The sequence below is a fragment of the Pandoraea anapnoica genome (genome assembly GCF_902459765.1).
In the GTDB taxonomy this organism is placed as follows: Bacteria; Pseudomonadota; Gammaproteobacteria; order Burkholderiales; family Burkholderiaceae; genus Pandoraea; species Pandoraea anapnoica.
The window spans coordinates 490,671-514,692 of the sequence record NZ_CABPSP010000001.1 but is presented as its reverse complement, the minus strand read 5'-3'; the positions used below and the strand labels follow the sequence as shown (position 1 = coordinate 514,692).

Annotated in this window: 17 protein-coding genes and 1 pseudogene; 11 read left to right on the top strand and 7 right to left on the bottom strand. The window is 62.2% G+C overall.

The window, feature by feature from the left end; genetic code table 11:
• Nucleotides 1-58 precede the first annotated feature (58 nt).
• The 3 genes from PAN31117_RS02465 to PAN31117_RS02455 form a co-directional block, all read right to left on the bottom strand.
• Nucleotides 59-928 (bottom strand): class I SAM-dependent methyltransferase, encoded by an 870-nt coding sequence (locus tag PAN31117_RS02465; RefSeq protein ID WP_370855710.1) that lies wholly within the window; start codon nucleotides 926-928, stop codon nucleotides 59-61.
• 161 nt (nucleotides 929-1,089) lie between these two features.
• Nucleotides 1,090-2,001 carry a LysR family transcriptional regulator gene (locus PAN31117_RS02460; RefSeq protein WP_150736775.1) on the bottom strand — a complete coding sequence of 304 codons (912 nt, stop codon included), beginning with the start codon at nucleotides 1,999-2,001 and terminating at the stop codon, nucleotides 1,090-1,092.
• 166 nt (nucleotides 2,002-2,167) lie between these two features.
• Nucleotides 2,168-4,660 (bottom strand): transglycosylase domain-containing protein, encoded by a 2,493-nt coding sequence (locus PAN31117_RS02455; RefSeq protein WP_246188871.1) that lies wholly within the window; start codon nucleotides 4,658-4,660, stop codon nucleotides 2,168-2,170.
• Nucleotides 4,661-4,901: 241 nt separating this feature from the next.
• Here PAN31117_RS02455 and PAN31117_RS02450 point away from each other — a divergent pair, with 241 nt between their 5' ends.
• The 3 genes from PAN31117_RS02450 (at nucleotide 4,902) to PAN31117_RS02440 (ending at nucleotide 8,835) form a co-directional block, all read left to right on the top strand.
• Complete coding sequence (locus PAN31117_RS02450) at nucleotides 4,902-5,603, top strand: OmpW/AlkL family protein (RefSeq protein WP_150736774.1); 702 nt, start codon at nucleotides 4,902-4,904, stop codon at nucleotides 5,601-5,603.
• A 329-nt stretch (nucleotides 5,604-5,932) separates the two neighbouring features.
• Nucleotides 5,933-6,436: a DUF2946 family protein gene (locus tag PAN31117_RS02445; RefSeq protein ID WP_150736773.1), complete on the top strand. Its 504-nt coding sequence runs from the start codon at nucleotides 5,933-5,935 to the stop codon at nucleotides 6,434-6,436.
• Between the two features lie 356 nt (nucleotides 6,437-6,792).
• Nucleotides 6,793-8,835: a TonB-dependent receptor family protein gene (locus tag PAN31117_RS02440; RefSeq protein ID WP_370855718.1), complete on the top strand. Its 2,043-nt coding sequence runs from the start codon at nucleotides 6,793-6,795 to the stop codon at nucleotides 8,833-8,835.
• 87 nt (nucleotides 8,836-8,922) lie between these two features.
• Here PAN31117_RS02440 and PAN31117_RS02435 read toward each other — a convergent pair whose 3' ends face one another.
• Nucleotides 8,923-9,495, bottom strand: coding sequence for a cytochrome b (locus PAN31117_RS02435; protein ID WP_150736771.1), 573 nt, complete (start codon nucleotides 9,493-9,495; stop codon nucleotides 8,923-8,925).
• Between the two features lie 593 nt (nucleotides 9,496-10,088).
• Between PAN31117_RS02435 and PAN31117_RS02430 the strand changes: the two genes are divergently transcribed.
• Entirely contained in the window at nucleotides 10,089-10,922 is an 834-nt protein-coding gene (locus PAN31117_RS02430; RefSeq protein WP_150736770.1) for an aldo/keto reductase, read from the top strand.
• A 110-nt stretch (nucleotides 10,923-11,032) separates the two neighbouring features.
• Entirely contained in the window at nucleotides 11,033-12,301 is a 1,269-nt protein-coding gene (locus PAN31117_RS02425) for an NAD(P)/FAD-dependent oxidoreductase (RefSeq protein ID WP_150736769.1), read from the top strand.
• Between the two features lie 64 nt (nucleotides 12,302-12,365).
• Here the strand turns inward: PAN31117_RS02425 and PAN31117_RS02420 are convergent, their stop codons facing one another.
• Complete coding sequence (locus PAN31117_RS02420) at nucleotides 12,366-13,367, bottom strand: LLM class flavin-dependent oxidoreductase (protein ID WP_150736768.1); 1,002 nt, start codon at nucleotides 13,365-13,367, stop codon at nucleotides 12,366-12,368.
• Between the two features lie 165 nt (nucleotides 13,368-13,532).
• Here PAN31117_RS02420 and PAN31117_RS02415 point away from each other — a divergent pair, with 165 nt between their 5' ends.
• From PAN31117_RS02415 to PAN31117_RS27000, 3 genes are all read left to right on the top strand, one after another.
• Nucleotides 13,533-13,952, top strand: coding sequence for a winged helix-turn-helix transcriptional regulator (locus tag PAN31117_RS02415; protein ID WP_150736767.1), 420 nt, complete (start codon nucleotides 13,533-13,535; stop codon nucleotides 13,950-13,952).
• A 242-nt stretch (nucleotides 13,953-14,194) separates the two neighbouring features.
• Nucleotides 14,195-15,214 (top strand): patatin-like phospholipase family protein, encoded by a 1,020-nt coding sequence (locus PAN31117_RS27005; protein WP_246188888.1) that lies wholly within the window; start codon nucleotides 14,195-14,197, stop codon nucleotides 15,212-15,214.
• Complete coding sequence (locus PAN31117_RS27000; RefSeq protein WP_039395855.1) at nucleotides 15,215-16,663, top strand: GntP family permease; 1,449 nt, start codon at nucleotides 15,215-15,217, stop codon at nucleotides 16,661-16,663.
• 75 nt (nucleotides 16,664-16,738) lie between these two features.
• On the opposite strand, the gene PAN31117_RS02405 is transcribed toward PAN31117_RS27000, so the two are convergent.
• Both PAN31117_RS02405 and PAN31117_RS02400 read right to left on the bottom strand, forming a co-directional pair.
• The gene (locus PAN31117_RS02405) at nucleotides 16,739-17,719 is read right to left on the bottom strand and encodes a M14 family metallopeptidase (protein ID WP_150736766.1); all 981 of its coding nucleotides are present in this window, start codon (nucleotides 17,717-17,719) and stop codon (nucleotides 16,739-16,741) included.
• A gap of 118 nt (nucleotides 17,720-17,837) precedes the next feature.
• Nucleotides 17,838-19,166 (bottom strand): MFS transporter, encoded by a 1,329-nt coding sequence (locus tag PAN31117_RS02400; protein WP_150575522.1) that lies wholly within the window; start codon nucleotides 19,164-19,166, stop codon nucleotides 17,838-17,840.
• 705 nt (nucleotides 19,167-19,871) lie between these two features.
• Between PAN31117_RS02400 and PAN31117_RS02395 the strand changes: the two are divergent.
• The 3 genes and pseudogenes from PAN31117_RS02395 to PAN31117_RS02385 all read left to right on the top strand — a co-directional run bounded on the left by PAN31117_RS02395 (nucleotide 19,872) and on the right by PAN31117_RS02385 (nucleotide 23,961).
• Nucleotides 19,872-20,789 (top strand): annotated as a pseudogene (locus PAN31117_RS02395) (SphA family protein).
• A 70-nt stretch (nucleotides 20,790-20,859) separates the two neighbouring features.
• Nucleotides 20,860-22,467 (top strand): DUF1254 domain-containing protein, encoded by a 1,608-nt coding sequence (locus PAN31117_RS02390; RefSeq protein ID WP_246188870.1) that lies wholly within the window; start codon nucleotides 20,860-20,862, stop codon nucleotides 22,465-22,467.
• A 33-nt stretch (nucleotides 22,468-22,500) separates the two neighbouring features.
• Nucleotides 22,501-23,961 carry a DUF1254 domain-containing protein gene (locus PAN31117_RS02385; RefSeq protein WP_150736765.1) on the top strand — a complete coding sequence of 487 codons (1,461 nt, stop codon included), beginning with the start codon at nucleotides 22,501-22,503 and terminating at the stop codon, nucleotides 23,959-23,961.
• The last annotated feature ends 61 nt before the right edge of the window (nucleotides 23,962-24,022 follow it).

Below are 24,022 nucleotides of genomic sequence, written 5' to 3'. Positions count from 1 at the left end.
CGGTCGATCGGTTGATCGGCGAGACCTATCAAAGCGATGTGGATGACGCGCGATGGCGTCAGACGTCGCCAGACGGTGCACGTGCCGCAAGGTGCCAGCACGCCGAGGTGAAGCGCACTTCGCCCTGTTCGACGAAGGGCGCGTAGGCGTCGACGATGGCGTCTACGACAGGCTCTCGCTTTGCCGGATCGAGACCGGCGAGCGCCAGTCCCACCGGCCCGAGACGCGACGCGTAGTCGCGCAAATCGACCTGCGCGAACGTGCAATCGAAGTGCACGGGCTCAAGCCGGACATCCGCCCAGCCAGCCGACGACAGAATGGACGCGACGCGCTCACGATCCGCGAAGCCGAACTGCCCCGGCGCCCCCGGCTGTCGGGGCGGCACGCCGGGGAGTAACGGTGCGGCGGCACGCTCGGCCACAGTCATGAAAGGATTCTCCGACGGCCCTCGCCAAACGAGCGTGTGGAGTGTCGCGCCAGGGCGGGCCGACACGCGCAGATTTGCGAAGGCGGATATGGGATCGTCGAAGAACATGACGCCAAGCCGCGAAACGATGAGATCGAAGTGGGCTTGCGGAAACACGTGGGTCTGCACGTCGGCGCAAACAAATTCGACCGGTGCACGGGCGTTCGCCGCGCGTGTACGCGCCGTCTCGATCATTGGTGCGGAGATGTCGGCCCCCGTGAGTTGCCAGGAATGACCCAGCGTGGTGGACATCGCGAGCGTAGCGCCGCCGGTGCCGCATCCGACGTCGAGCAAGCGCCCCGACGGCGTGCGCCGCGCGACGTCGCGAGCGCGGTCGATAAGAAACCTCGCGAGCGGCACGAACATCTGGTCGAGCGCGGCACGGTTGTCCACCCATGCACTGCCCGAACGGCCGTTCCATAGTTCGGACTGATCCTGATTGGCGTTTTCGGTCATTGGCATTCCTCACGTCGATACGATGGTGGCGCATGCCAATGCGGACGTCGGTCGATCCCCACGATGTCCCGAACGTCACCCGGCGTAGCGCATGTCACGCAGTGTGGCAATTCAAGCCGACTTGAGGTCAAGGGATTTTTGCCGGGTCACTTGCCATGTGAGCAATGCTATGCAGGCAGCAAAGCATCCAGCCGAGTTTGCAGATCCACCGAACGGAAGGCGGCGATGGCGGCGTCCAGCAGGGGGGGACGGGGCAGCCGCTCGCGCAGAATGAGACCGATCTCGCGATGCAGCGCCGGTTGCAACGGCACGGCGTGCAACTCGTCGCGCATCTCCGCCAGACACAGCACGCTGTGCGGCACGATGCTGAACAGGCCCGCGCAGCGCACGTGCGCGTACAGCGCCATGAGCGAATCCGTCTCCACGCGCGGCGACGCCGACGTGCCCGCGCGCGCCAGCGCTGCATCGATCCCCTGACGACACTGCATGTTGCCGGTGAGCAGACATAGCGGCAGCTTCGCCGCTTCGTGCCACGACAGCGACGTGCTGCCCGACAACGCCGACTCGTCACGCGCGATCAGTACGTAGCGCTCGCGGAACAGGGAGATGGTTTCGAATTCGCGCAGGCGCGGATCATCGAGATAACTCAGGCCGACGTCGAGATCGAGTTCGGAGAGTTGACGCAGTGCTTGTGTCGCAGAGAGCGTGTAGACCTCATGACGCATGCCGGGAAACTCGCGCAGGCAAGCGTCGGTGAGCAGAGGGACGAGCGGCAACGCGGTGGGGATCGCGCCGATGCGCAGGCATCCGGAGACCTCGCGGCGACTCGCACTGGCCTCCTGACGCAACCCTTCGCAGTCGGCCAGCACCTGACGCGCCCACGCCAGCACCCGTTCGCCCTCCGGCGTGAAGCCCTCGAAACGGCGTCCGCGTCGCACGATCGGCAGGCCGAACTCTTCCTCGATGCTTCGGATCGCGCCGGAGAGCGTTGGTTGCGATACGTTGCATAGCTCCGCTGCACGACGAAAGTGCCGCGCCTGCGACAGCGCCACGAGATAGCTCAATTGCCGGATGAACATAGCTTGCGCCCCCCCTCCTCTTGTCATCAGCCCTCAAAGTGACGCCGATGCTGCGGGCGACAGTTGCCGCCATCGCTATATCGTGATGAATATAGCGCAAGCCATGACACACCAGTCATGAGAAAGGCGCATAACTGTTATGGAAAATCCGCCCGGTGAGCAGCGGTTACTGTGTGGAGGCCGGGCTTTGCGGTGCGGGCGACGGGGACAGCATGATCCCGCCGGGCGATGTTGACGGTGCAGCAGGCACCGACGGCGTGACCGGTATCGATGCCCCGCCCGCCCCCGTCCCGGACGAACCGCCCGGTCCGTTCCACTCGCCGGGCACACCCGGGATGGTCGTGCCTTGCGGAGTACTCGCGGGTTGCATGTACTGCGGCTGAGCGAGCACAGCGGATGCGACCGGCACCGGCAACGGGCCGCTGTCGCTGGCCGCATCCGGCGTCGAGACCGACGGCGTGGGGGCCGGAGCGGGTGACGGTTGGCGCTTCACCGGCGCTTGGGGCTTGGGCTCCGGCTTCTTGGCGAAGAGGCCCGTCACCCAGTCCGAGGCGCGCGTCCACCAGTCGCTGTACCAGTGGTGATTGTCAGGGGCTTCGAACTTCGCGCTGCCGTCTATGACCTTCGCGCGCAACGCACGCGAGAAGACATCCCCGACAATCGGCAACGCACTGTGTGCGCCCTGTCCCCAGTAATCGCTGCGCAACGTGATGCGGCTGTCGTTGAAGCCGACCCATGCGCCCGCCACCAACTGCGGCTGCATCAGAATGAACCAGCCGTCGGCGTTGTCTTGCGTGGTACCGGTCTTGCCCGCGACGTCGGCCCGAATGCCGAAGCGCGTGCGAATCGCATTGCCGGTCCCGCGATTGATGACACCGCGCATGGTGTCGAGCAGCGTGTAATCGTCGCTCTCCGAGAGCGCGCGCTCAGGTCGCGCCGGTGAAAACGTCGCCAGCACTTCGCCTTCGCTGTTCGTGATCTCCGTGACCATCGTCGGCTCGCGATACTCGCCGCCATCGGCGATCGTGCCGTAGGCCGCGACCATCTCCTTGAGCGAGACGGGACTCGTGCCCAGCGCGAGCGACGGCACCGGATCGAGCTTGCTCTCGCGCACGCCCATCGCGCGAGCGAGGCCGACCACGCGCGACGGCCCGACATCCTGCATCAACTGCGCCGTGACGGTGTTGCGCGATTGCGCCAGCGCATCGCTCAGTTTCATCGGCTTGTTCGTTGGTGTGGTGTCGTCGCTGGGTCGCCAGATTTCGCCGCCTGCGAGCGGAATCTCCACCACCTGATCGACGATGGTGTCGTCCGGCTTGCGCCCCTTGACGAAAGCTGCACCATACACGAACGGCTTGAACGTCGAGCCCGGCTGACGACGCGCCTGCTGCACGTGATCGAACGGGTCGGTCGTGAAGTCACGGCTGCCGACCCACGCGCGAATTTCGCCAGTACGCGGATCGATGGCCAGGAAACCGGCCTGCACGCGCGTCTTCGTCGTGCGCAGGTTCTGCATGAACGTTTTGTCGGCGAACAGACGCTTCATCGCCGCTTCGGGCGCTTCGCCCCCGGCCACGGCATTGCGGTATTCCGCCGTCTCGCGCACGAACGACTGGACCAGCGCCGTACTGTCGCGCCAACCGCCGCGTGCCGACCAGTTCGCGTCGGCAATGCCTTGCAATTGATTCGCCTGACGCGTGAGCGCCTGCGTCGCCATCGACTGCAAGCGTGCGTCGATGGTGGTGTGCACCACCAGACCGTCCGAGTAGATGTTGTAGTCGTTCCGATCCGCCCAGCCGATGAGCCACTTGCGCAATTGCTGTGCGAAGTGCGGTGCAGGCCCCGGCTCTTCCGTCTGACGTTCGAAGTCGACACGCAACGGCCGCTTTTGCAGCGCCGCGAGCTTCGATGCATCGAGGTCACCGAACTTCACCATCTGCGCGAGCACCGTGTTACGGCGTTGCAGCGCGCGCTCGGGATTGATCACCGGGTTGTAATAGCTGTTGCCCTTGAGCATGCCGACGAGCGTGGCGGCTTCGACGACATCCAACTGATCGGCAGACTTGTCGAAGTACGTGCGCGCGGCCATTTCAATGCCGTACGCGTTGTACAGGAAAGGCACCGTGTTCAGGTACGTCTCGAGAATCTCGGGCTTCGTGTACAGCGCCTCGATCTTGAGCGCGGTGATCGCTTCCTTGAGTTTGCGAGTGAGCGTCGGAGCGCGGCCGATGTCGTCTGGGTACAAATTGCGGGCGAGCTGTTGCGTAATCGTCGAGCCGCCCTGACGGTCGCCGGAGAACGTTCGCAGCGCCGCCCCCGCGGTACGCTTCAGATCGATGCCGTGGTGTTCGTAAAAGCGATGATCTTCCGTCGACACGAGCGCCTTGACGACATTGGGCGAGATGTCCTTCAACGCCACCCACTCGCGATTCGACGGACGGAACTCGGCCAGCAGTTTCCCGTCGGCGGACAGGACCTGCGCAGGCTGGTCGACTTTTGCCCGACGGATGTCACGAATGCTCGGCGTGAACGGAATCAGAATCAGCGTGTAAGCGACGAGCAGACAAGGCAGCGCCGCCATGGCGATCAGCACGCCGCGACGCGTGGGATGGCGCAGGTGATGCCAGGCGCGCGCCGCATACGGGGACAGCGGTTGCAAAAGGCGAAGACCCCGCCGGCCCGCTTGGCCGACGGCTTGCAGCAGCGAAGAAAACAGCGACGAAATCGGGCGCTTCACGATGGGGGAATGCGTGGCAAAGTCCGCATCCTACCAAAACCTCGGCGCGCGACAGTTTGTCGCATCTGGCGTGCGCGCTGTCTCTCGCTTGACGCGCATCAAGTTCCGCAGCGCATCGTGCTTCTACCATCGGTCGTGCTCACACACGACTTTGGACAACATCATGAAGCACTCCCTCGGCGCCACGGTTCTCGCCGCCGCACTGGCTACCGGTGCCGCCCTCTTCAGCGCATCTGCATTCGCACAAAGCGCCACACCGGCCACCGACAATGCGGCCTCCGCAAAGACGCTCGGCTTTATCAAGGACAGCTCGCAGGGCATTTACGCTGGCGACATCCTTGCGCGCGTGCGAGCCATCGGCATCCTGCCGGACTCGCATGCGAGCGGCAGCGTCCTGCCGACGCTCGGCGTCACCGTCAACAACGCCATCGTGCCTGAACTCGACTTCACGTACATGATTCTCGACAACGTCGGCGTCGAACTCATTCTTGGCATGTCCCGGCATCAACTCACGTCGAGCCTCGGACATCTCGGGGGCGTGAACGTGCTGCCGCCGACACTCCTGCTGCAATACCACTTCAATCACGCAGGGAAGGTACGTCCCTACGTTGGCGCGGGCATCAACTACACGCGCTTCTGGAACAGCAGCCTGAATGCAGGCGGCACACCGATCTCGATCAAGAACCACAGCGTCGGACCTGCACTACAAGCTGGCGTGGACATTCAGATGACGAAAAACCTCTTCTTCAACATCGACATCAAGAAGATCTGGATGAAAACCGACACGTCGCTCGCGGGCACCGACCTCGGCACGTTGCACATCGATCCGCTGATCGTCGGCGTCGGCGTTGGCATGAAGTTCTGATTCCAGTGTGGAGCGCCGCGTGCCGGGGGGCCGTGGCGCTCCTTTTTTTGGTTCCATCAAATGATGCGGCAAATTGTCGCGTCATCCCTACATGCGAACGCAAAACATTTACGCCCCTCGACAAGACCCCCTACAATGCCTGCTTTCCCGAGAGCCGCCTGATCCGCGTCTTTGCCTTCGCGGCGACCCGCGCGGTTAGCTGATTACGTGATGAGCTTATGACGTAATCACAGGACGCTCTCGCGGGCTGATCCACTCGACAGCCCGGCGATTCCCGTATTTTTCGTCCGTCCGCTTAATCCGACTTAATCCGTTTAATCCGGCCCAGCATGCGCAAGCTTCGTCAGCATCGCGTCGCAATCGGGATCGCCCTGCTGGCGATCCTGCTGGCTGCGCTCATGCCTGCGATTGCGCAATGGCGTGCCGCGATGCAGACGGATCCGTTCGCGGTCTACTGCACGGTGCAGGGCACGCAGGCCTCACTGGGCACGAACACCACCCCGCGCGCCGACGCCCAACGCGACCCGTCGCATGACGGCCACAGCGGCCATGACGACGCGCAGGCACCTCCCGCGCCCGCTCACGTCCAGCCCACCGGTCTGCACAGCGAGCATGGCAACGCCGGCCACTCGCTCGACTCCGCAGATCACTGGGAGAAGTGCGGTTATTGCGCCTTGTGGACGCATCAGCCGCTCGTCACCACTGCCTTCCATCTCCCCCCGCCTGCCGCGCCGGCTGGCATCGTTGCCGCCCCCCGGGCTCCGGTGCCGCATTTCCCGCGCGCCCGTTTCTCCGACGCCTTAGCGCGCGCTCCGCCGTCCCTCGCCGTCTGATCCTCCCGACTTCCGGCCATTGCTTGTCAATGCCGGTGGCTCCTGTCGAACCCGTTTTGCGCTGCCTATCTCCCGGCTTGCCCTGACGTTCGCGCTCGTCTCGCGGACGCGTGGCGCGTCGTGCGTGCCTGGCCGACAACGGACACGTTCGGCACTCACGATCATCAGGCGGCCGTCATCCGGTCGCGAGAGAGACATTCATGTCACGTTTCATGACGCAGAAGCCGTTGCAAGCGGCCATCGCGCTCGCCTTCGCCTCGCTGGGCAGCGCAGCACACGCCCTCACCTCGAACCCCGCAGCATCGATGCCCTCAGCGGGCACCGCTGCCGTGAATCCTGTGGCTCCCGTGGCCCCCATGGTCCTTGCTGCAGACACCTCCCCGGTCGCCACGACGACCGCACCGACCGCTACGTTGCCCGTCACCAACGTGACCGCCCCTGCAGAGTCGCTTACGTCCCCCAGCGTGGAGGAGCAGAGGGCCAACCTTTTCCAGACCGCCGGCTCCGTGGGCTTCGTCGACGCCGACAGCTACCAGAACACCTACGCGTTCAACCTTCGCGACGTGCTCAAAGACAGTCCCGGCGTCTATGCCCAGAACCGCTATGGGCAAGAGCTGCGCGTGTCGATTCGCGGCTCCGGTATCGCACGCGGTTATCACGTACGCGGCCTCGAGATCCTGCAGGACGGGATCCCCACCAACTCGGCCGACGGCAGTGGTGACTACTATCAGATCGACCCGATGGGTCTGCGCTCCACCGAGGTCTACAAGGGTGGCAACGGTCTGACCTACGGTTCGACCACACTGGGCGGTGCGCTGAACTTCGTCACACCCACGGCCTACACGGCAGAGGCCCCCAACCAGTTCCGGCTCGAAGGCGGCAGCTTCGGCACCGTTCGCGCGAGCGGACAGATGTCGCGCATCTTCGGGCCGCTCGATGCGCTCGCGACCGTGACGCTCAACCGGTCCGACGGTTATCGCGATCACGCGAAGGGCAACTATGCTCAGATCAACGCGAACATCGGCTACAAATTCTCGCCGCGCGTGGAAACGCGTTTCTTCTTCGGCGCTTACATCGTCGACCAGAAGCTGCCGGGAACGTTGTCGCTGTTCGACGCGCTGAACAATCCCACCAAGGCGGCGGCCTCCGCAGTCTCAGGCGATCAAGCGCGCAACACCCGCACCGAGCGACTGGGCAACCTGACCACGATTCGCTTCGACGTCGGCCAGCTCGATATCGCGTCGTGGGTCATTCACAAGAGTCTGTATCACCCGATCTTCCAGGTCATCGATCAGGATGGCTGGACCTACGGCATAGCCCCCCGCTACACGGCGAACCTGACGCTCGCGGGCATGCGTAACGACCTGATCGTGGGCGCGCGCTTCTTCGGTGGCAATACGAAGGCCGATCAATACGTCAACGTGAACGGTAATCGCGGCGCGCAGACGCTCGACTCGCGTCAGAGCGCTTACAACTACGAGGCATATTTCGAGAACCGGCTGTTCTTCCTGCCGACGCTCGGCCTCATGGTCGGTGCGAAAGCTTACCGCGACGTTCGTCAGTACATCGATTACGGCGGTGTGCCGGGCGACGCCAACTATCGCTCCACCAGCGCCGCTTACTCTGGCGTGAATCCCAAGATCGGACTGCTCTGGGAACCGCGCAAGGACGTTCAGGCGTTTATCGACATCACGCGCAGCGCAGACGTGCCCGACTTCACAGATCTGTCGCAGACGTTCGGGGCGACGTCGCGATTCGTGCCGCTGGCATCGCAACATGCGTGGACGATCGAGGTCGGCACACGCGGCAAGCTCGATCGCGTGGCGTGGGACGTCACCGCCTACCGTTCGATGGTGCGCGACCAACTGCTCCAGTACACGACGTCTCCCGACGTTCCGGCATCGACCTTCAATGCGAACAAGACCGTGCTTCAGGGTCTTGAAGTCGGCGCGTCCGTCGACCTGTTCAGGAATGTGGCGGCCACCGGCGACCGCGTGACACTGACGCAAATCTGGAACTACAGCGACTTCCGCTTCCGTGACGATCCGCAATACGGCAACAACCGCATTGCAGGCGTGCCGACCAATGTGCTGCGTACAACGCTCGGCTATGCGCTATCGAATCGATTCCAGATCGCGGCGTCGCTCGACTGGGTGCCCACTGGCGCGTGGGTCGACTACGCCAACACGATGCGCGTGCCCAGCTACACACTGATCGGCTTGCAGGCGTCGTATCTGATACAGCGAGGCGTGACGTTCTACGTCGATGCGCGCAATCTGACCGACAAGCGTTATGTGTCGGATTTCAGCACCGTCACCGACGCCCGCACGGCCAACACCGCCGTGTTCTACCCGGGTGACGGCCGCAGCGTGTTTGCCGGTGTTCGCTTCGCGTTCTGATCGAACCTGACCAGACCTCACGCGCGCTCGGAAAATCTTCGGGCGCGCGATCCTCTCGCGTCGAAGGCATAAACTCGGATCGAACCCTCACAGCATGCGACGCAGCGTGTCGTCACGACGGAAATAGTGATGCCACAACGCCGCCAGCGCATGCAAACCGATCACCCAGTAGAACGCGCTTCCCAGCGTTTCGTGAATATCCTTGATGGAGTGGAGCATCTCGTCGTCTTTGCCGATGAACTGCGGCAGCGCAATATCCAGCCCCGGAATCGTCAGCGCGTGCCCACCTGCGTTCAGCGTCAGATAGCCCAGCACCGGCTGCACGAAGATGAACAGATACAGCAACAGATGCATGAGTGACGACCCCATGCGTACCAGCCATCCCTGACCGGGTAGCGGCCCCGGAGATCCCTTGATCAGACGCCAGAGCAAACGCGGCACGGCGACGACCAGGACGGCGATTCCGGCCCACTCGTGGATCGTCATACTCAGCGCTCGCGGCCCACTACCTTTCGGCAGATATCCCTTCGTGATCACGGCGGCATACGCAATCACGATCAGCAGCACCACCAGCCAGTGAAAAAAGATCGCAGGCGGTGCGTAGCGCTGAACGGGAGAAAGCGGTGAACCGAGTGAGCGGAACTTGATCGCTTTGGCCATCTCGGGGGGACTCCTCTGCTGTTTTAGGCGAGCCCCCATTATCGCGCTCGCCTCCCGACGCGAACAGGCTGCAAATCGTCACATTTTGTTACGCAAAAATTCTCCTCGACATTCGGATTCCTCCTTCCCATCGATCGTCCGACTGTGCCGACAATACCCCCTCGGCGCACAAACTCGCTGCGGTTCCACATCGATGAACCTCCTTGGCCGGCGCACGCCCGGCCGGCCTTTAAAGCCCCGTTCGCGGGGCTTTCTTTTTCTCTCCTTCCCATCTTTCATTTGATTCGTCCGCTTCGCTTAACGGGACCCGACACACATCGCAGGAGCCATCACCGAGCCGTCTCGCTGCGGAGCAACATTCGCGATGTGCATCGGTGAGATCAGCCTATCGCGACACTGCCATGAAAGGTTTGTGAACTATCCGAGAGAATGGGCGCACGAATGCAGAAGCGGCAACGTCTGCACCGTGTCTAGGACGAATCCGATCGAAAAGATAGGACGACACCTTGAAGTGTTGCGTGAAGCCCTCACAGCACTGGTCACGGCTCGACTTGCAGGCAGATAATGTTTATCAAAATCCAGGAGGACAGATCATGCGAAACATCACTTTCCCCCAAGGCGACACCGTGCCGGTGCTCGGGCAGGGCACATGGATGATGGGTGAGAAGCCCGAGCGCCGTCGCGACGAGATTGCCGCGTTGCGTCTGGGTGTTTCGCTTGGCATGACGCTGATCGATACCGCCGAGATGTATGGCGAAGGCGCAACGGAGAGCCTCGTTGGCGAAGCGCTCGATGGCTTGCGCGACGAGGTTTTTCTCGTGAGCAAGGTGTATCCGCATAACGCCTCGCAACGTGGCGTAATCGCGGCGTGCGAACGAAGCCTCAAGCGCCTGCGTACCGACCGCATCGATTTGTACCTCTTGCATTGGCGCGGCGATGTTCCGCTCGAAGACACGATCGCCGGTTTCGACGCGCTGATCGACGCGGGCAAGATCCGCCAATGGGGAGTGAGCAATTTCGATGCGGACGACATGGACGAGTTGTTCGACGCACCGGGCGGCACCGCGTGCGCGACGGATCAGGTGCTATTCAATCTTTCGCGACGCGGACCCGAGTACGACCTGATGCCGTGGCTGGCGACGAATCGACTGCCGATGATGGCCTACTCGCCTATCGAACAAGGGCGCTTGCCGACGAACGGCGTCCTTAGCGAGATCGCCCGAAAGCGTCACGTCGAGCCGCTTCAGATTGCGCTGGCCTGGGTGCTGAGCCGTCCCGGCGTCATCGCCATCCCGAAGGCCGGGTCCGAGGCCCACGTGCGTGCGAACCGTGCGGCGCACGACATCAAGCTGAGCGACGAAGAACTGAATCTGCTCGATCACCACTTCGAAGCGCCGTCACGCAAACGTCCGCTGGAAATGATCTGATGCCGGATCTGAGCGTGGGCTGGGGGAACGGAAGGGAATTTTGAGGGCCGTCGGTCGCGCAGGCTCGACGCAGTACACTAGGTGTTTTCGAATTTTCGCAGGACGGCTTCATGAGCGATTCACGTCCCGTCGTCGTTATCGGGGGCGGTTTGGTCGGCGTGTGTACCGCCGCATATCTTCAGCGCGCAGGGCACGCCGTGACTCTCGTCGACCGGCAGTCGGCGCGTCAGGCGGCGTCGCTGGGCAATGCCGGTTGTATCAACGGTTCGTCGGTCGTCCCTATCGCCATGCCGGGTGTGCTCTGGCAAGTGCCGGGATGGCTGATGCAACCGGATGGCCCGCTGGTGCTTCGCTGGGGCTATTTGCCTCGCATGGTGCCGTGGTTGATGCGCTTTATCGCAGCGAGTCAGCCCGCGCGGGTGGCACAACAGGCACGCGCGTTGCGCGCCCTGCTCGGCCCGGCACTCGACGCCTATCAACCTTTGCTTGACGATGCCAACGCCAACGACCTCGTGACCCGTCGCGGGTATCTCATTGCCTACTCCAGTCAGAGCGGCATGGCAGGCGATGAAGGCGGCATGGCCTTGCGGCGTGACAACGGCGTGCAGATTGAAACGCTGGACGCCGGAGCGCTTCGCGAGTTCGAACCCACGCTCTCGAACGATTTCATCGGCGCGCGTTATATCAGCGAGACAGGGCACACGTCGGACCCGGGCGCGTTGCTGGCGCGTCTGACCGCTCAGGTGGTGGCGCGGGGCGGACGCCTCGTCGATGCCGCTGCGACAGCCATCGAGACCAACGGCGCACAGGCCGTGGCAGTGCATACCGACAAGGGGCGCGAAGCCGCAAGCGCCGTCGTCGTCGCGGCCGGCGCGTGGTCGGCGCCCTTCGTGCAGCAGTTGGGCGACAGCATCGTCTTCGACACCGAGCGCGGCTATCACGTGGAGATTCCCACGCCGCACGAGATGCCGTCGCGTCCCGTAATGTGGGCGGAGGGAAAGTTGTTTGCGACGCCGATGAACGGCCGCCTTCGCGGGGCAGGCACGGTCGAGCTGGCAGGGCTGCAAGCGCCGCCGAATTGGCGACGTGCCGATCTGCTGCTGGGCCAGCTTCACAAGATGTTCCCTGGCGCGGTGCAGGGCGTGAAGTCGACGCAATCGGTCGACGGTGCACGCTGGCAGGGTTTTCGCCCGAGCACGCCGGATTCGCTACCGGTGCTGGGGGCGGCGTCGAAAGTGCCGAATGCCTTCTACGCCTTCGGACATGGCCATGTAGGGCTCACGGCGGCAGCCTCCACAGGATGCACGATCGCCGGGCTGGTGAGCGGCGAGCGGCCGTCCATCGACCTCTCACCGTTCTCCATCGGGCGATTCCGCTAGCGCATCGGTCGCCCCCGTCCCATCCGGCACCGTCTGCGGCACAGCCTTTGCGCTGGATGAGCGCTTAGCCCTTGCAGACGGATGCGACGATGTCGCACGAACGCAGGCGAAGCGCCGGATCGTAGATGTCGGTCACGAGCATCAGTTCGTCGGCTTGCGTGCGCTCGACGAGAGCGGACAGGCCTGATTTGATGCGCTCCGGCCCGCCGACGACGGCCACGCCGAGGAACGCCTCCACCGAGTGCTGCTCCGCCGGATCCCAGCGCTCGTCCATATCGCTTACCGGCGGCTGCAACTTCAGGCTCTGCCCACGCATCAGTGCCAGGATCTTTTGCTGCGACGAGGTCGCGAGGAATTTCGCCTCCTCGTCCGTCGGCGCGGCGACGACAGGTGCGCCAACCATCACGTACGGCTTATCGAGCACGGCTGACGGGCGGAACATCTCGCGATAGATGCGGATCGCATCGAACAGGAAACGCGGCGCGAAGTGCGATGCGAAGGCGTACGGCAGCCCGAGATGCGCCGCGAGCTGCGCCGAGTACAGCGATGACCCCAGCAGCCACACAGGAATGTCGCTGCCCGCGCCCGGCGTGGCGACCAGTCTTTGCCCCGGTTGCGACGGTGCGAGCAGCGCGCGCAACTCGGCCACCTGTTCCGGGAAGTCATCGCCATTGCCGAGACGGTCGCGTCGCAGTGCGCGCATCGTCGCCTGATCGGCACCCGGCGCGCGTCCGAGGCCCAGGTCGATGCGTCCCGGGTATAACGCGGCGAGCGTGCCGAAGTTCTCGGCGACGACCAGCGGCGGGTGATTCGGCAGCATCACGCCACCTGAACCGACGCGAATACGCGACGTCTTGTCGGCAATGTGCCCGATCAGCAACGCGGTGGCGGAACTGGCGATGCCATCCATGTTGTGGTGTTCCGCAAGCCAGAAACGCGTAAAGCCCAGACGCTCGACATGCTGGGCCAGTTCCGTGGACTGCTTCAGGGCTTCAGCCACCGTGCCGCCAGCGCGCACCGGCACCAGATCCAGCATCGAGATAGCCGTTTTCGACAAACTGCTCATGGGGTTCTCCGTTAGCTTGCGCGCGTCGCCCGCCGGTTGGTCGGTGCCAGATCGCGTTTGATCGACGCACTCCAGGTGACGCGCACTATGGTGCCAAAGTATAGTGACGAAGGGTCAAAATCCCCAGTAGGCACCTTTTAGTTGAATAGTCACCATTTGGTTACCATGAGCAAACCCGAACCCTTCGTTTTCGAGGAAACCTGCGTGCCGCGCCGCGTGCTGGAGCTCTTCAGCGTGAAGTGGACGAGCATGGTGCTCTACGCGTTGCAGTGCGGTACGACACGCACAGGCGAACTCCAGCGCCGTCTGCCGGGCATTTCGAAGAAGATGCTCACGCAAACGCTGCGCGAGCTTGAGCGCGATGGCCTGATTCATCGCGAGGTGTATCCCGTGGTGCCGCCCAAGGTCGAATACTCGCTGACGCCGCTCGGCGAGCTTTTCATCGAGCCGATCGAGATGCTGTACCGCTGGGGCAACCAGCATGCAGACGTGCTCGCGCAGTTGAGTCTGCGTCGCGGCAAACCGTCGCAGGACCTCGCCGACGTTGGCACCGATGGCGAGGTTGCCCATTTCACGGTTATCTGAGACAGTGGTTATGTTGCAGCGCAAACTGCGTACCTTCTGCAACCGTACTCTCGTAACGACTCCCGCGGCTGACGCCCACCGGCGCGACGCCGCATCGCCGAGGGATCATGCCACGCTCCGAATCCACCTCGCGGGTGCAGCCACCGCTCCCCGCCGCACGATCTGGCCGGACCGCTAGCGCCACACGCGCACCGTCCGGCGCACGCGCCACCTCCCGCGGCCCGCTCCCCGTCGATCTCGCCCTGCAAGGCGGCGGCGCACATGGCGCATTCACCTGGGGCGTGCTGGACCGGCTGCTCGAAGCCGTTTCTCACGACACCGACAACGCCCCCTTCCGCATCGAGGGCATTTCCGGCACCTCCGCTGGTGCGATGAATGCCGCAGTGCTTGCGACCGGTTACGCACGCGGCGGCCCCGATGCGGCACGCGGTGCGCTGGAACAGTTCTGGCGAGATGTCGCGCATGCTGGACGCTTCAGCCCGTTGCGTCGCACGCCGCTCGACATCGTGCTCGGGCGCTGGTCGCTCGATAACTCGCCGTTCTTCATGTTCTTCGATCTCGCCGCCCGCGTCGTGTCCCCCTACGACCTCGCGCCGCTCGAATTCAACCCGCTGCGCCGCCTGCTGGCCGATCACATCGACTTCGACGGCATCTCCGGAACCGCCGACGCCAACGCGATTCAACTCTTCATCACAGCGACCAACGTGCATACCGGACGAGGTCGCGTCTTCCGCAACGCCGAGATCACTCCTGACGTCCTGCTCGCCTCAGCCTGCCTGCCCATGTTGTATCGCGCCGTCGAGATCGATGGCGAGCCCTACTGGGACGGCGGTTACGCGGGCAATCCGTCGATCACGCCGCTGGTGCGCGAGACCGTGTCGTGCGACACCATCCTTGTGCAGGTCAATCCGGTCGAACGCAATGAGGTACCGCGTTCGGCCCGCGAGATTCTTAATCGCGTCAACGAAGTCTCCTTCAACGCCACGCTGCTCAAAGAGTTGCGCATGATCGCGGTGCTGCGTCAGGTCGTGGATGCCGGGAGTGACGAAGGCAAGCGATGGGCGCAGATGCGCATGCACCGGATCGCGAGCGACATGATGACGACACTCGGCTACTCGTCCAAGCTCTCGGCGGAATGGGACTTCCTCGTGATGTTGCGCGACGAGGGCCGTCGCTGCGCCGACGCCTTCCTGCACGAACACGGCGCCGATCTGGGCAAACGCTCCTCGCTCGATCTCGATGCGCTGCAGGAGACCCTCTGAATGGAGCTTGCTGGCATTCTTATCGGCCTGGCGCTGCTCGTCTGGCTGGCCTATCGCGGTTGGAGCGTCCTGCTGCTCGCCCCGGCCGCCGCCATGCTCGCTGCGGCGCTGTCGGGCGAACCCGTCCTTGCACACTGGACGCAGACGTTCATGCAGAACGCCGCGCGCTTCATTGCGCAGTTCTTCCCGCTGTTCCTGCTCGGGGCCTTGTTCGGTAAGTTGATGGAGGACAGCGGGGCCGTACGCGCCATCGCCGCGTTTCTCACGGACAAGCTGGGTTCACGTCGCGCGATGTTCGCGGTGGTGCTCGGCGGCGCGCTCGTCACGTACGGCGGCGTGAGTCTCTTCGTGGCGTTCTTCGTCCTCGCACCGATGGCGCACGCGCTGTTCCGTGAAGCCAACATTCCCGTGCGACTGATGCCCGCTGCGATTGCCTTGGGGACGTCCACCTTCACGATGTCCGCAATGCCCGGCACGCCTGCCATCCAGAACGCCATTCCGATGCCCTTCTTCGGCACCACGCCCTTTGCCGCACCGGGGCTGGGGCTGATGGCCTCGGCCATCATGCTCGGCGTGGGCCTCTGGTGGCTGTCGTGGCGAGAGGGACAGGCGCGTCGCGCAGGCCACGGTTACGCGGAAAACGAAGTGTGGGATAAGAAAGCGGACCCGACGGTCGTGCGTGAACGCGCCAGCGTGGCGCGCGAATTCGATCCTGCGGAAATCGAAGCCGGTCATCGCAACGATGCGCTGCCGGGCATCCTGACGGCCGCCTTGCCGCTGCTCGTCGTGATCGGCGGCAACTTCGTGATGAACGTGATCGTCTTCCCGCGTCTGAACGCGAGCTTTCTCGCCGAGCCGAGATGGGGCGGCATCACGCTGCAAAGCGTGGCGGGGGTGTGGGGAGTATGCGTCGCACTCGCGAGCGCGATCCTCGTGCTCGTGATCCTGCAATGGAGACGCCTGCCCGCGTTACGCAAGACGATGGACGCAGGTGCAAACGCGTCCGTCCTGCCGATCATGTGTACGGCGAGTCTGGTGGGCTATGGCGGCGTGATTGCCGCGCTACCCGGCTTCGAGCTGGTACGCGACTGGGTGCTGTCCATCGACGGCGGTCCGCTCGTTTCGCTGGCGCTTTCCGCCAACCTGCTCGCTGCCATCACCGGCTCCGCCTCGGGCGGCCTCACGATTGCCCTCGACGCGCTCGGTCCCGCCTATGTCAGCCTCGCGGCACAGCACGGCATCGATCCCGCGCTGATGCACCGTGTGGCCGTGATGGCGTCCGGCACGCTCGACAGCCTGCCGCACAACGGCGCGGTCGTCACGTTGCTGGCGGTGTGCGGCAGCACGCACCGCGAGAGCTACTTCGACATCGTCATGACGAGCATCGTCAGTGCGCTGATCGCGCTCGTCGCCGTCATCGCCGTCGGCTCGCTCGTCGGGACGTTCTGAACGTTCCGATACCCACGAAAAAGGGCCGAGGGAATCCTCGGCCCTTGCGGAATTGCTCAGCAACTAACGTCCGTCTTACCGATCCAGCAAACGTCCCAGACGCATCATCGTGACGTTCACCCCGAGGTGACGCATCGACGGCTGCACGATCACACAGTTGTCGTACGGCGTGACGATCACTTCGTCGCCATCGCGGGCGATTTCGGTGCCTGCCTTCTCGATCACTTCCAGTCCCGTGAACGGCTGCGAGAAGCGGAAGTTCATCGAACGCGCCACGACCGGCTGCGTGATTTCCACAAACTTCTGACGCGCGGGCGTTTGCGTGAGGAACGGGGCGACGTCGGCCTCAGCCACAACACCCGCATGCAACAGGAAGCGAGCCGCGCTGTCGAGCGCCACATCGCGCGCGCTCTTGGCGAAGTGCTGGCCCGTCTCGATGAGCAGCGCGTTCTTCGGGCTGGCGGGATCGCCAAAGCCACCGTAATCGCGCATGCGCGTGCCATTGGCGTGGCCCTTGTCGATGATGACGTGCTCGGGTGTGCCGAGTTCAGCCGCCAGCGCAATCGCCTTTTCCAGCGGACCGGTCATCATCAGCGGGGCCGACGCTTCGTGCATCGAATGGATGTCGAGCAGCAAATCCACCGTATCGATGAACGGACGCATCGCACGGGCGCGCGTCAGTTCACGGCTCTGACGTTCGCCGTCGAGCGTCGACGCCGTCCACACACGGTTCATGTCTTCGTCGAGAAAGCGCGTGGCGTCCGCATTCTCTGCGCTGAACTGTTCGTACGCACCGATGTTGCCAAAGCCCAGCGACAAGCGGCCCGACGACGGACGCAGTCCCGATGCGAGCAGCGCGTCGACGGCGATGGCGCCGCTCACTTCGTTGCCGTGCGTGAGTGCGAGAATCATCACGTGCTTGCCGGGCTTGCCGCTATCGAACGTGTGCAGATAGTCGATGCCGGTGTTGCCTTCGCGCCAGCGGGCGATATCGGGGAACGAGACTTCGATGGGGTACGCCGGCAGGGCGGCGCGAATCGCTTCGAGCGTGGTCATGAGTAAAGCTCCGCAAGGGATGCCGCAAAAAAAGAGACGACGTTGCCTAGGGGATTGGCGGACGTCGTCGTTGCGGCTCAAATCAGTACATCGAATATCGGGACTACGTAATCGAACCTTAGGCCTTGGTCGCACGCGGCGAGGCGTGCGGCTGGCTCGTCAGCCCGGCGATCTTGCCAGCACGCACACGTCGGGCCAGCGCCGTCACGGCCGTCACGCTGAGTACTGCCGTTGCCATCACGTAGAAGCTCGGTGCGAGCTTGTTCTGCGTGGCGTCGATCAGCCAGGTCACGATCAGCGGGGCAAAGCCGCCGAACAGCGTGACCGAGAAGTTGTACGACAGCGCCAGACCGGTGCCACGCGTGCTCGTCGGGAAGATGTCCGCCAGCAGGGCGGGCAGCGGGGCGAGGCTCACGGCGATCAGCAGACCGACCAGTGCCTGCACCAGCAGCAGCGTCTGGAACGTCGGATAACGGTTGAGCAGCACGAACAACGGATAGGTCGTCACGCCCACGGCGATCAGCGCGTAGAGCATCACGCGAATACGGCCGAAGCGGTCCGAAAGATGGCCGACAACGGGCGCAGCAATCATGAGCATCACGCCGGTCACGACCGCACCGATGAACGACGACGTCGCCGGAATGTGCAGTTGCTTGACGGCATACGTCGGCATGTAGAGCTTGTGGACGTAATTGAACGCGGTGGCCGCTGCCACAACGCCTGCGCCGAGCAGCATGTTGGCGCGGTCACGCCCGAACACTTCGCGCAGCGGCGACTTCTCGCGTTGCTTTTCGCCGAGCTTCTTGAAGTCGGCGGTTTCGTCGATGTTGCGACGAATGTACAGACCAACCGGGCCGATGAGCAGACCGACTGCGAAGGCGATACGCCAGCCCCATGCGCTCAGTTGGTCGGCGGTGAGCAGCAGGCTCAGCAGTGCGGAAACACCGGCGGCGAGCACCGTTGCGAGACCTTGCGTGGACATCTGCCAGCTGGCGAAGAAGCCGCGACGCTTGGCGTCGGCATGTTCGACCATGAAGGCTGTGGCAGCGCCGAATTCACCGCCCGTCGAGAAGCCTTGCAGCATACGTGCGACGATGATCATGAGCGGCGAGAAAATGCCGATCTGCGCATACGTGGGCGCGAACGCGATCATGGCGGTGCCGACCATCATGAGGCCGATGGACACCGTGAGCGACGCCTTGCGACCGGCACGGTCGGCGTAGCTGCCAAGGATGATCGAGCCCAGAGGGCGCGTGACGAACGAAATGCCGAAGGTGCCCACGGAGAGCAGCAGAGAGGTCGTGGCGTCGTGAGCGGGGAAGAACAGCTGGCCGATCACGATGGCGAAGTAGCCATAGATCAGCAGATCGTAGAACTCTAGTGCGTTGCCGATACTCGCCGCGCAGATTTCGCGCCACGGGTTGTGGGGTTTGGTGTTGCCGGTCATTCCTGCTCCTCGGGATCGCTGGCGTTGGAAGTCGATGTTTGGACGCCCCGCAAACGCCCGTTGCACAGCATGCAACGAGGGCGAGCCGGGACCATCTGCCAGTCTCAGGAAGCGGAGTGTAGGTGGCGAAAAATATAACTCCGTGCCGATTCGGCACGCAAAGGTGCTGATTGAGGGCGAGGACCGCCGGTCGTGATGCAAAGCAATGAACTCCGTACCAGGGCGGAGCGCTCATTGCGGCGCATCAATTTTCATAACGTATCGTTAATGGCACGAAAAAATCCGTCATATCACCCCTTGACGCGGATAGATTCCAACCAATTCTTCTCTCGCTGAAATCATAGTCACAGTCACGCAAACTCCGATGCTCAGGTAATTAAAATTACTCACTCCTCACACCTGATATTCCTCGGATTTAGGCTCATCTTTTAAATCGAAAATTATTAATAAAAATTACCATCAGAAGATACCGCATGAAAAATTATTGCAATCCATTTGCCCTAATGATTGAATCCTCTGGCAGCAGCAAGAATTTATTGTTGGCGCGAGTTCCCCTCGGCCATCTCTAATGAGTGGGGCATTTAACGGCCTCCCATTTTCGTGAGGCGTAGAGGTCAGTGGAGGCCGCTTGTGGAGGATGTTGGACGCGTCGCTCAATTCGGCAGTCGGTCTCTTCGGAGATGGCTATTCGCCCTTTTCGCTGCAATCGATCTGGCGCTTCTAGCACCCCATGCGTTAGCCACAGAAGGCGCGTTGGGGCGCCCCGTAGCCGGCACGAGCGTGCTCTCGAGCGTTGGTATCGTGCCGCCAGAGCCAATGACTCTGTTCAGCCTCCAGCAGATTTATCTCGATGGAAGTGTCAGTGGGGGACGTCAAGTTCCGATTGCAGGAACGACATCGTTGGGAATTGATGCGAAAGTTGCCTTTACATTAGCCTCGGTGTTGCGGGTATGGGGAAGTAAGGGCGGCTGGAGCTTCGCCAGCGGGATGACACTTCCGTACGTCTGGACTGAGGCGAAGGCAAGTTTCTCTGCCGGCGGTCTGAATCGCTCGAACAGCGACCGTGCTTCCAATCTGTTCGATATGTACTTCACGCCAGTCGTTGCCGGATATCATTTTTCCCAAACAGACCATATCGCTCTGAGCTTCAATTTTTGGGCGCCCACGGGCACCTATGACTCCAATTCGTTGGCAAACCCCAGCCTGAACAATTGGACATTTGTCCCGTAAATTGCCTACACCAAGCTCTTTCCTCAGCATGGGTGGGAGTTCGATGCCGTGCTGGGATTTCAGTTTTATACCCGAAACACCGCGACGAACTATCAAAATGCGCCACTCATGACGCTCGACCTGATGGGTCTCAAGAAATTCTCAAATGGTCTTGGTCTCGGTCTCGTGATGGGAACTGTTCAGCAGCTCGGTAACGACAGCGGCCCGGTTGCCGACCGTTTAAACGGGTTTGTTGGTCGAGATTTCACGTTGGGTCCCATCATCACGTTCGACACAAAGATTGCGGGCAAACATCCGCTCTCCGCGAGTCTGCGATGGGTTCCCAGCATATCGAGCACCAATCGCTTGAAGAGCACAAACACCGTACAGGCGACTGCGACGTTAGCTTTCTAAGATCCATTGCCTCTTTGCAATACGGCGAGGTTCCGGTTAATTCGCGGGAACAATCGACGAAGGGGGGTCAATGGTTCGCTTTGCATTCCGTGACTTCTCGGTACGTCTTCATATGTCTGCTGTCACATATTCGAGGGTGAGCATGTCTTACACGACGAAGGTTGTCCGCTGGCTGATGGTCTCCACAATCTTGACTGGCGCTGCCGGCGCGCAAGCGCAGTCCTCACGTTTTGACGCGTTGGCTCGTATTCCTCTCACGGAGGGTTACCTATCGCAAGCCGACTCGCGCACACTCAAAGACGAACTTCTTTTTCAGCGTGCCGTGCAGTCTTATCTCTGGGCGCAGCCGGCCTTGAATATTTTTGCGATGAAGGAAGGATCGGAAAAGATATTCGGCAAGGGCTACAACATATTGCCGGTCTGGAAAGAACGTCTGAATGCCAAGACGCAGGTCACCACGCCAAACTCCGATGTGATCTATGCGATGGGTTATCTGGATCTGAAGCAGGATGGTCCGATGGTACTTGAGGTGCCGCCTGGATTGCAGGGCATTCTGGACGATTTTTTCCAACGCCCGATTTGCAATCCCGCCCCCGTCAAGGAAAAAACCTGGTATCCCGCCCCCTATGCAAAGGACATCTGGTGTGGTGACGTTGGCTTGCCGGGACCTGACAAAGGAAAAGGGGCGAACTACCTTATCATCCCGCCGGACTATCAAGGCGAAATTCCGAAGGGTTACATCGTCTATAAGTCCAGAACCTACAACGTTTTCGTGTTCTGGCGAGCGTTCTTCAAAGACCCGGCGAATTTGTCGGAGCCGGTCGATCTGATCATGCGAACCAAAATTTATCCGCTTGGCAAGAAGAGTACCGCCAAGCCGATGCAATTCCCGGATGGATCGACGGCAGCACCGTACATGCTCTATCCCACCGATGGCACGGCGTTCGATATGCTCTCGCGCTTTATCGACAGCGAATACGTCGATCCGGCCGATGCGGACATGCGAGGCATGCTGGCCAGTCTCGGGATCATCAAGGGACAGCCGTTCAAACCTGATGACCATACACGCGAGATTCTGGATCAGGCCGGTAAGACGGCATTCCGAATCGGTCGTGCAATCGCCTACGATCCGCCGCCGATCGTGCCGAACACACGTTGGTATCCCGATCGCAAATGGGTGAACCCCTTCCCCGCGAATACCGACTTTGTCGGCCCGTCGTTCAAGTATCTCGACCTGCGCACGGGCTTCTTTGCGCTGGCGTATTCGGCGAGTCCGGCAATGGCAGTGAACATGGCGGGCATGGGCGCGAAGTATCCGGTGGCATTTACCGACTCGGACGGTGATCCGCTCTCCGGCGGCAAATCGTACAAGCTTCACCTGCCCAAGGATATTCCGGCGGGCATCTTCTGGTCGGTCACCGTCTACAAACCGGACACGGCCTCCGGACTGGCTAACGGTCAGCCCTTCCCGTCCATCAACACGATGGACAAGCCCGACATGAACGCCGACGGTTCGTTGGATATGTACTTCGGGCCGACGCCGCCCTCCAACCAAAGCAAGAATTGGCTGAAGACGGTGCCAGGCGAGGGCTTCTTCGTGATCTTGCGACTGTACGGGCCGAAGCAAGCATTCTTCGACCAGACATGGAAGCCCAGCGACGTAGAGAAGGTTCGATAAATGGCCACACTCCCCTCACCGGAAACTCACGCTATGCGTCATATTCTCGCTTCCATTAGCACAGTCGGTCTGGCACTGTCGTTGGTGTCAAACCCCGGCGTTGCCGCCGCAGGCGGTGGCACCCCCTATCCTTTCGAGAAAGGCTTCCCTACCGCGAAATCGGCGAAGCAAGCCAGCGATGACGCGGACTTTCAACGTGCATTGATCGCTTACCGGTTCTGGTACCCGACGGTGTCGGTAGAGGGCATCTTCAATGGCAATCGGGTCGCGGGCATCGCAGACGGCAAGCAATGGGGCATCGCATCGACCGGCCCGCGACAAGTCGGGTTCACGCTGAATTCGGACACCCCCTACGGTTCAGGCGTGCTGGATCTGTCCAACGGGCCAATGGTGGTCGAATTGCCGCCGGGCCAGTTCATCGGCCTGATCGACGATCACAACCAGGGCTGGGTGCAGGATATGGGGTTGCCCGGCCCGGACGCCGGCAAGGGCGGCAAGCATCTGGTGCTGCCCCCGGGATATACGGGCAATGTGCCCGATGGCTATTACGTCGGCCGCTCCCCGTCTTTGAAGAATCTCTTGGCGGTGCGCGCATTGCCGGTGGGCGGCGATGTCCAGAAGGCCCTTGATGGTCTTCGCTCGATCAAGATCTATCCACTCTCTCAGGCGAGCGATCCGACACCGCTGCCCGCCGTCGAGACGACGCAAAGGGCGATGGACAGCACATCCCTCAAGTGGGAAGACAATTTGCAGTTTTGGGAGGTGCTCAACAAGGTGATTCAGGAAGAGCCTCCTGTGCCGTCGTTCCTGCCGATGTATGGCGTGCTGGCGGAACTTGGCATCGAGAAGGGTAAGCCTTTTGCCCCGGATGCTCGGATGAAGTCCATCCTGACGCGCGCCGCGCAGGACGGTCGCGCACAGATGTTGGTTTCCGCCTTTGCCAGCGCTCGCCCCGATCGCAAGAATTGGCCTGATCGCCAATGGGAGTGGGCCAGTCTGGTTTCTACCAATGCCCAGTTCTCCACGCCAGGCGGCATGGATCTGGATGCTCGGGACCGATGGTTCGCCCAGGCTATCGTGGCATCCCCGGCGATGTTTCGCCGTGATGCTGGCGCAGGATCCCTCTACTGGTTGGGGGCACGAGACAAGGACGGCAAATACCTCGAAGGCGGCCGCACTTACAAGTTGACGATTCCTCAACCCGTGCCGGGCAAGCTGTTTTGGTCGGTCACGGTGTATGACGCCGCGACGCGCTCGCAAGTGCAAACCGATCAGGACAAGGCGGCCTTGCGTTCGTTGTTTGAATTGAAAGATGTGGACACCTCGAAACCGGTCGATCTCTACTTCGGTCCGACCGCCCCCAAGGGCAACGAGGGACGCTGGATAAAGACGACGCCGGGCAAAGGCTGGTTCGCCTACATCCGAATCTATGGCCCTGAAGCCGCCGCTTTCGACAAGCGCTGGAAGCCGGGAGACTTTGAGCCCGTGAAATAAGTCATAACCGGCCGCTCAATCACCTGGGCACAAGTTCTCCGGGGCATCAGTGGGCAACCTG

Coding starts and splice junctions, on each gene's coding strand:
- PAN31117_RS02465 (WP_370855710.1), bottom strand. CDS start 928: ATGCCAATGACCGAAAACGCCAATCAGGATCAGTCCGAACTATGGAAC.
- PAN31117_RS02460 (WP_150736775.1), bottom strand. CDS start 2,001: ATGTTCATCCGGCAATTGAGCTATCTCGTGGCGCTGTCGCAGGCGCGG.
- PAN31117_RS02450 (WP_150736774.1), top strand. CDS start 4,902: ATGAAGCACTCCCTCGGCGCCACGGTTCTCGCCGCCGCACTGGCTACC.
- PAN31117_RS02445 (WP_150736773.1), top strand. CDS start 5,933: ATGCGCAAGCTTCGTCAGCATCGCGTCGCAATCGGGATCGCCCTGCTG.
- PAN31117_RS02440 (WP_370855718.1), top strand. CDS start 6,793: ATGGTCCTTGCTGCAGACACCTCCCCGGTCGCCACGACGACCGCACCG.
- PAN31117_RS02435 (WP_150736771.1), bottom strand. CDS start 9,495: ATGGCCAAAGCGATCAAGTTCCGCTCACTCGGTTCACCGCTTTCTCCC.
- PAN31117_RS02430 (WP_150736770.1), top strand. CDS start 10,089: ATGCGAAACATCACTTTCCCCCAAGGCGACACCGTGCCGGTGCTCGGG.
- PAN31117_RS02425 (WP_150736769.1), top strand. CDS start 11,033: ATGAGCGATTCACGTCCCGTCGTCGTTATCGGGGGCGGTTTGGTCGGC.
- PAN31117_RS02420 (WP_150736768.1), bottom strand. CDS start 13,367: ATGAGCAGTTTGTCGAAAACGGCTATCTCGATGCTGGATCTGGTGCCG.
- PAN31117_RS02415 (WP_150736767.1), top strand. CDS start 13,533: ATGAGCAAACCCGAACCCTTCGTTTTCGAGGAAACCTGCGTGCCGCGC.
- PAN31117_RS27000 (WP_039395855.1), top strand. CDS start 15,215: ATGGAGCTTGCTGGCATTCTTATCGGCCTGGCGCTGCTCGTCTGGCTG.
- PAN31117_RS02405 (WP_150736766.1), bottom strand. CDS start 17,719: ATGACCACGCTCGAAGCGATTCGCGCCGCCCTGCCGGCGTACCCCATC.
- PAN31117_RS02400 (WP_150575522.1), bottom strand. CDS start 19,166: ATGACCGGCAACACCAAACCCCACAACCCGTGGCGCGAAATCTGCGCG.
- PAN31117_RS02390 (WP_246188870.1), top strand. CDS start 20,860: ATGGTTCGCTTTGCATTCCGTGACTTCTCGGTACGTCTTCATATGTCT.
- PAN31117_RS02385 (WP_150736765.1), top strand. CDS start 22,501: ATGCGTCATATTCTCGCTTCCATTAGCACAGTCGGTCTGGCACTGTCG.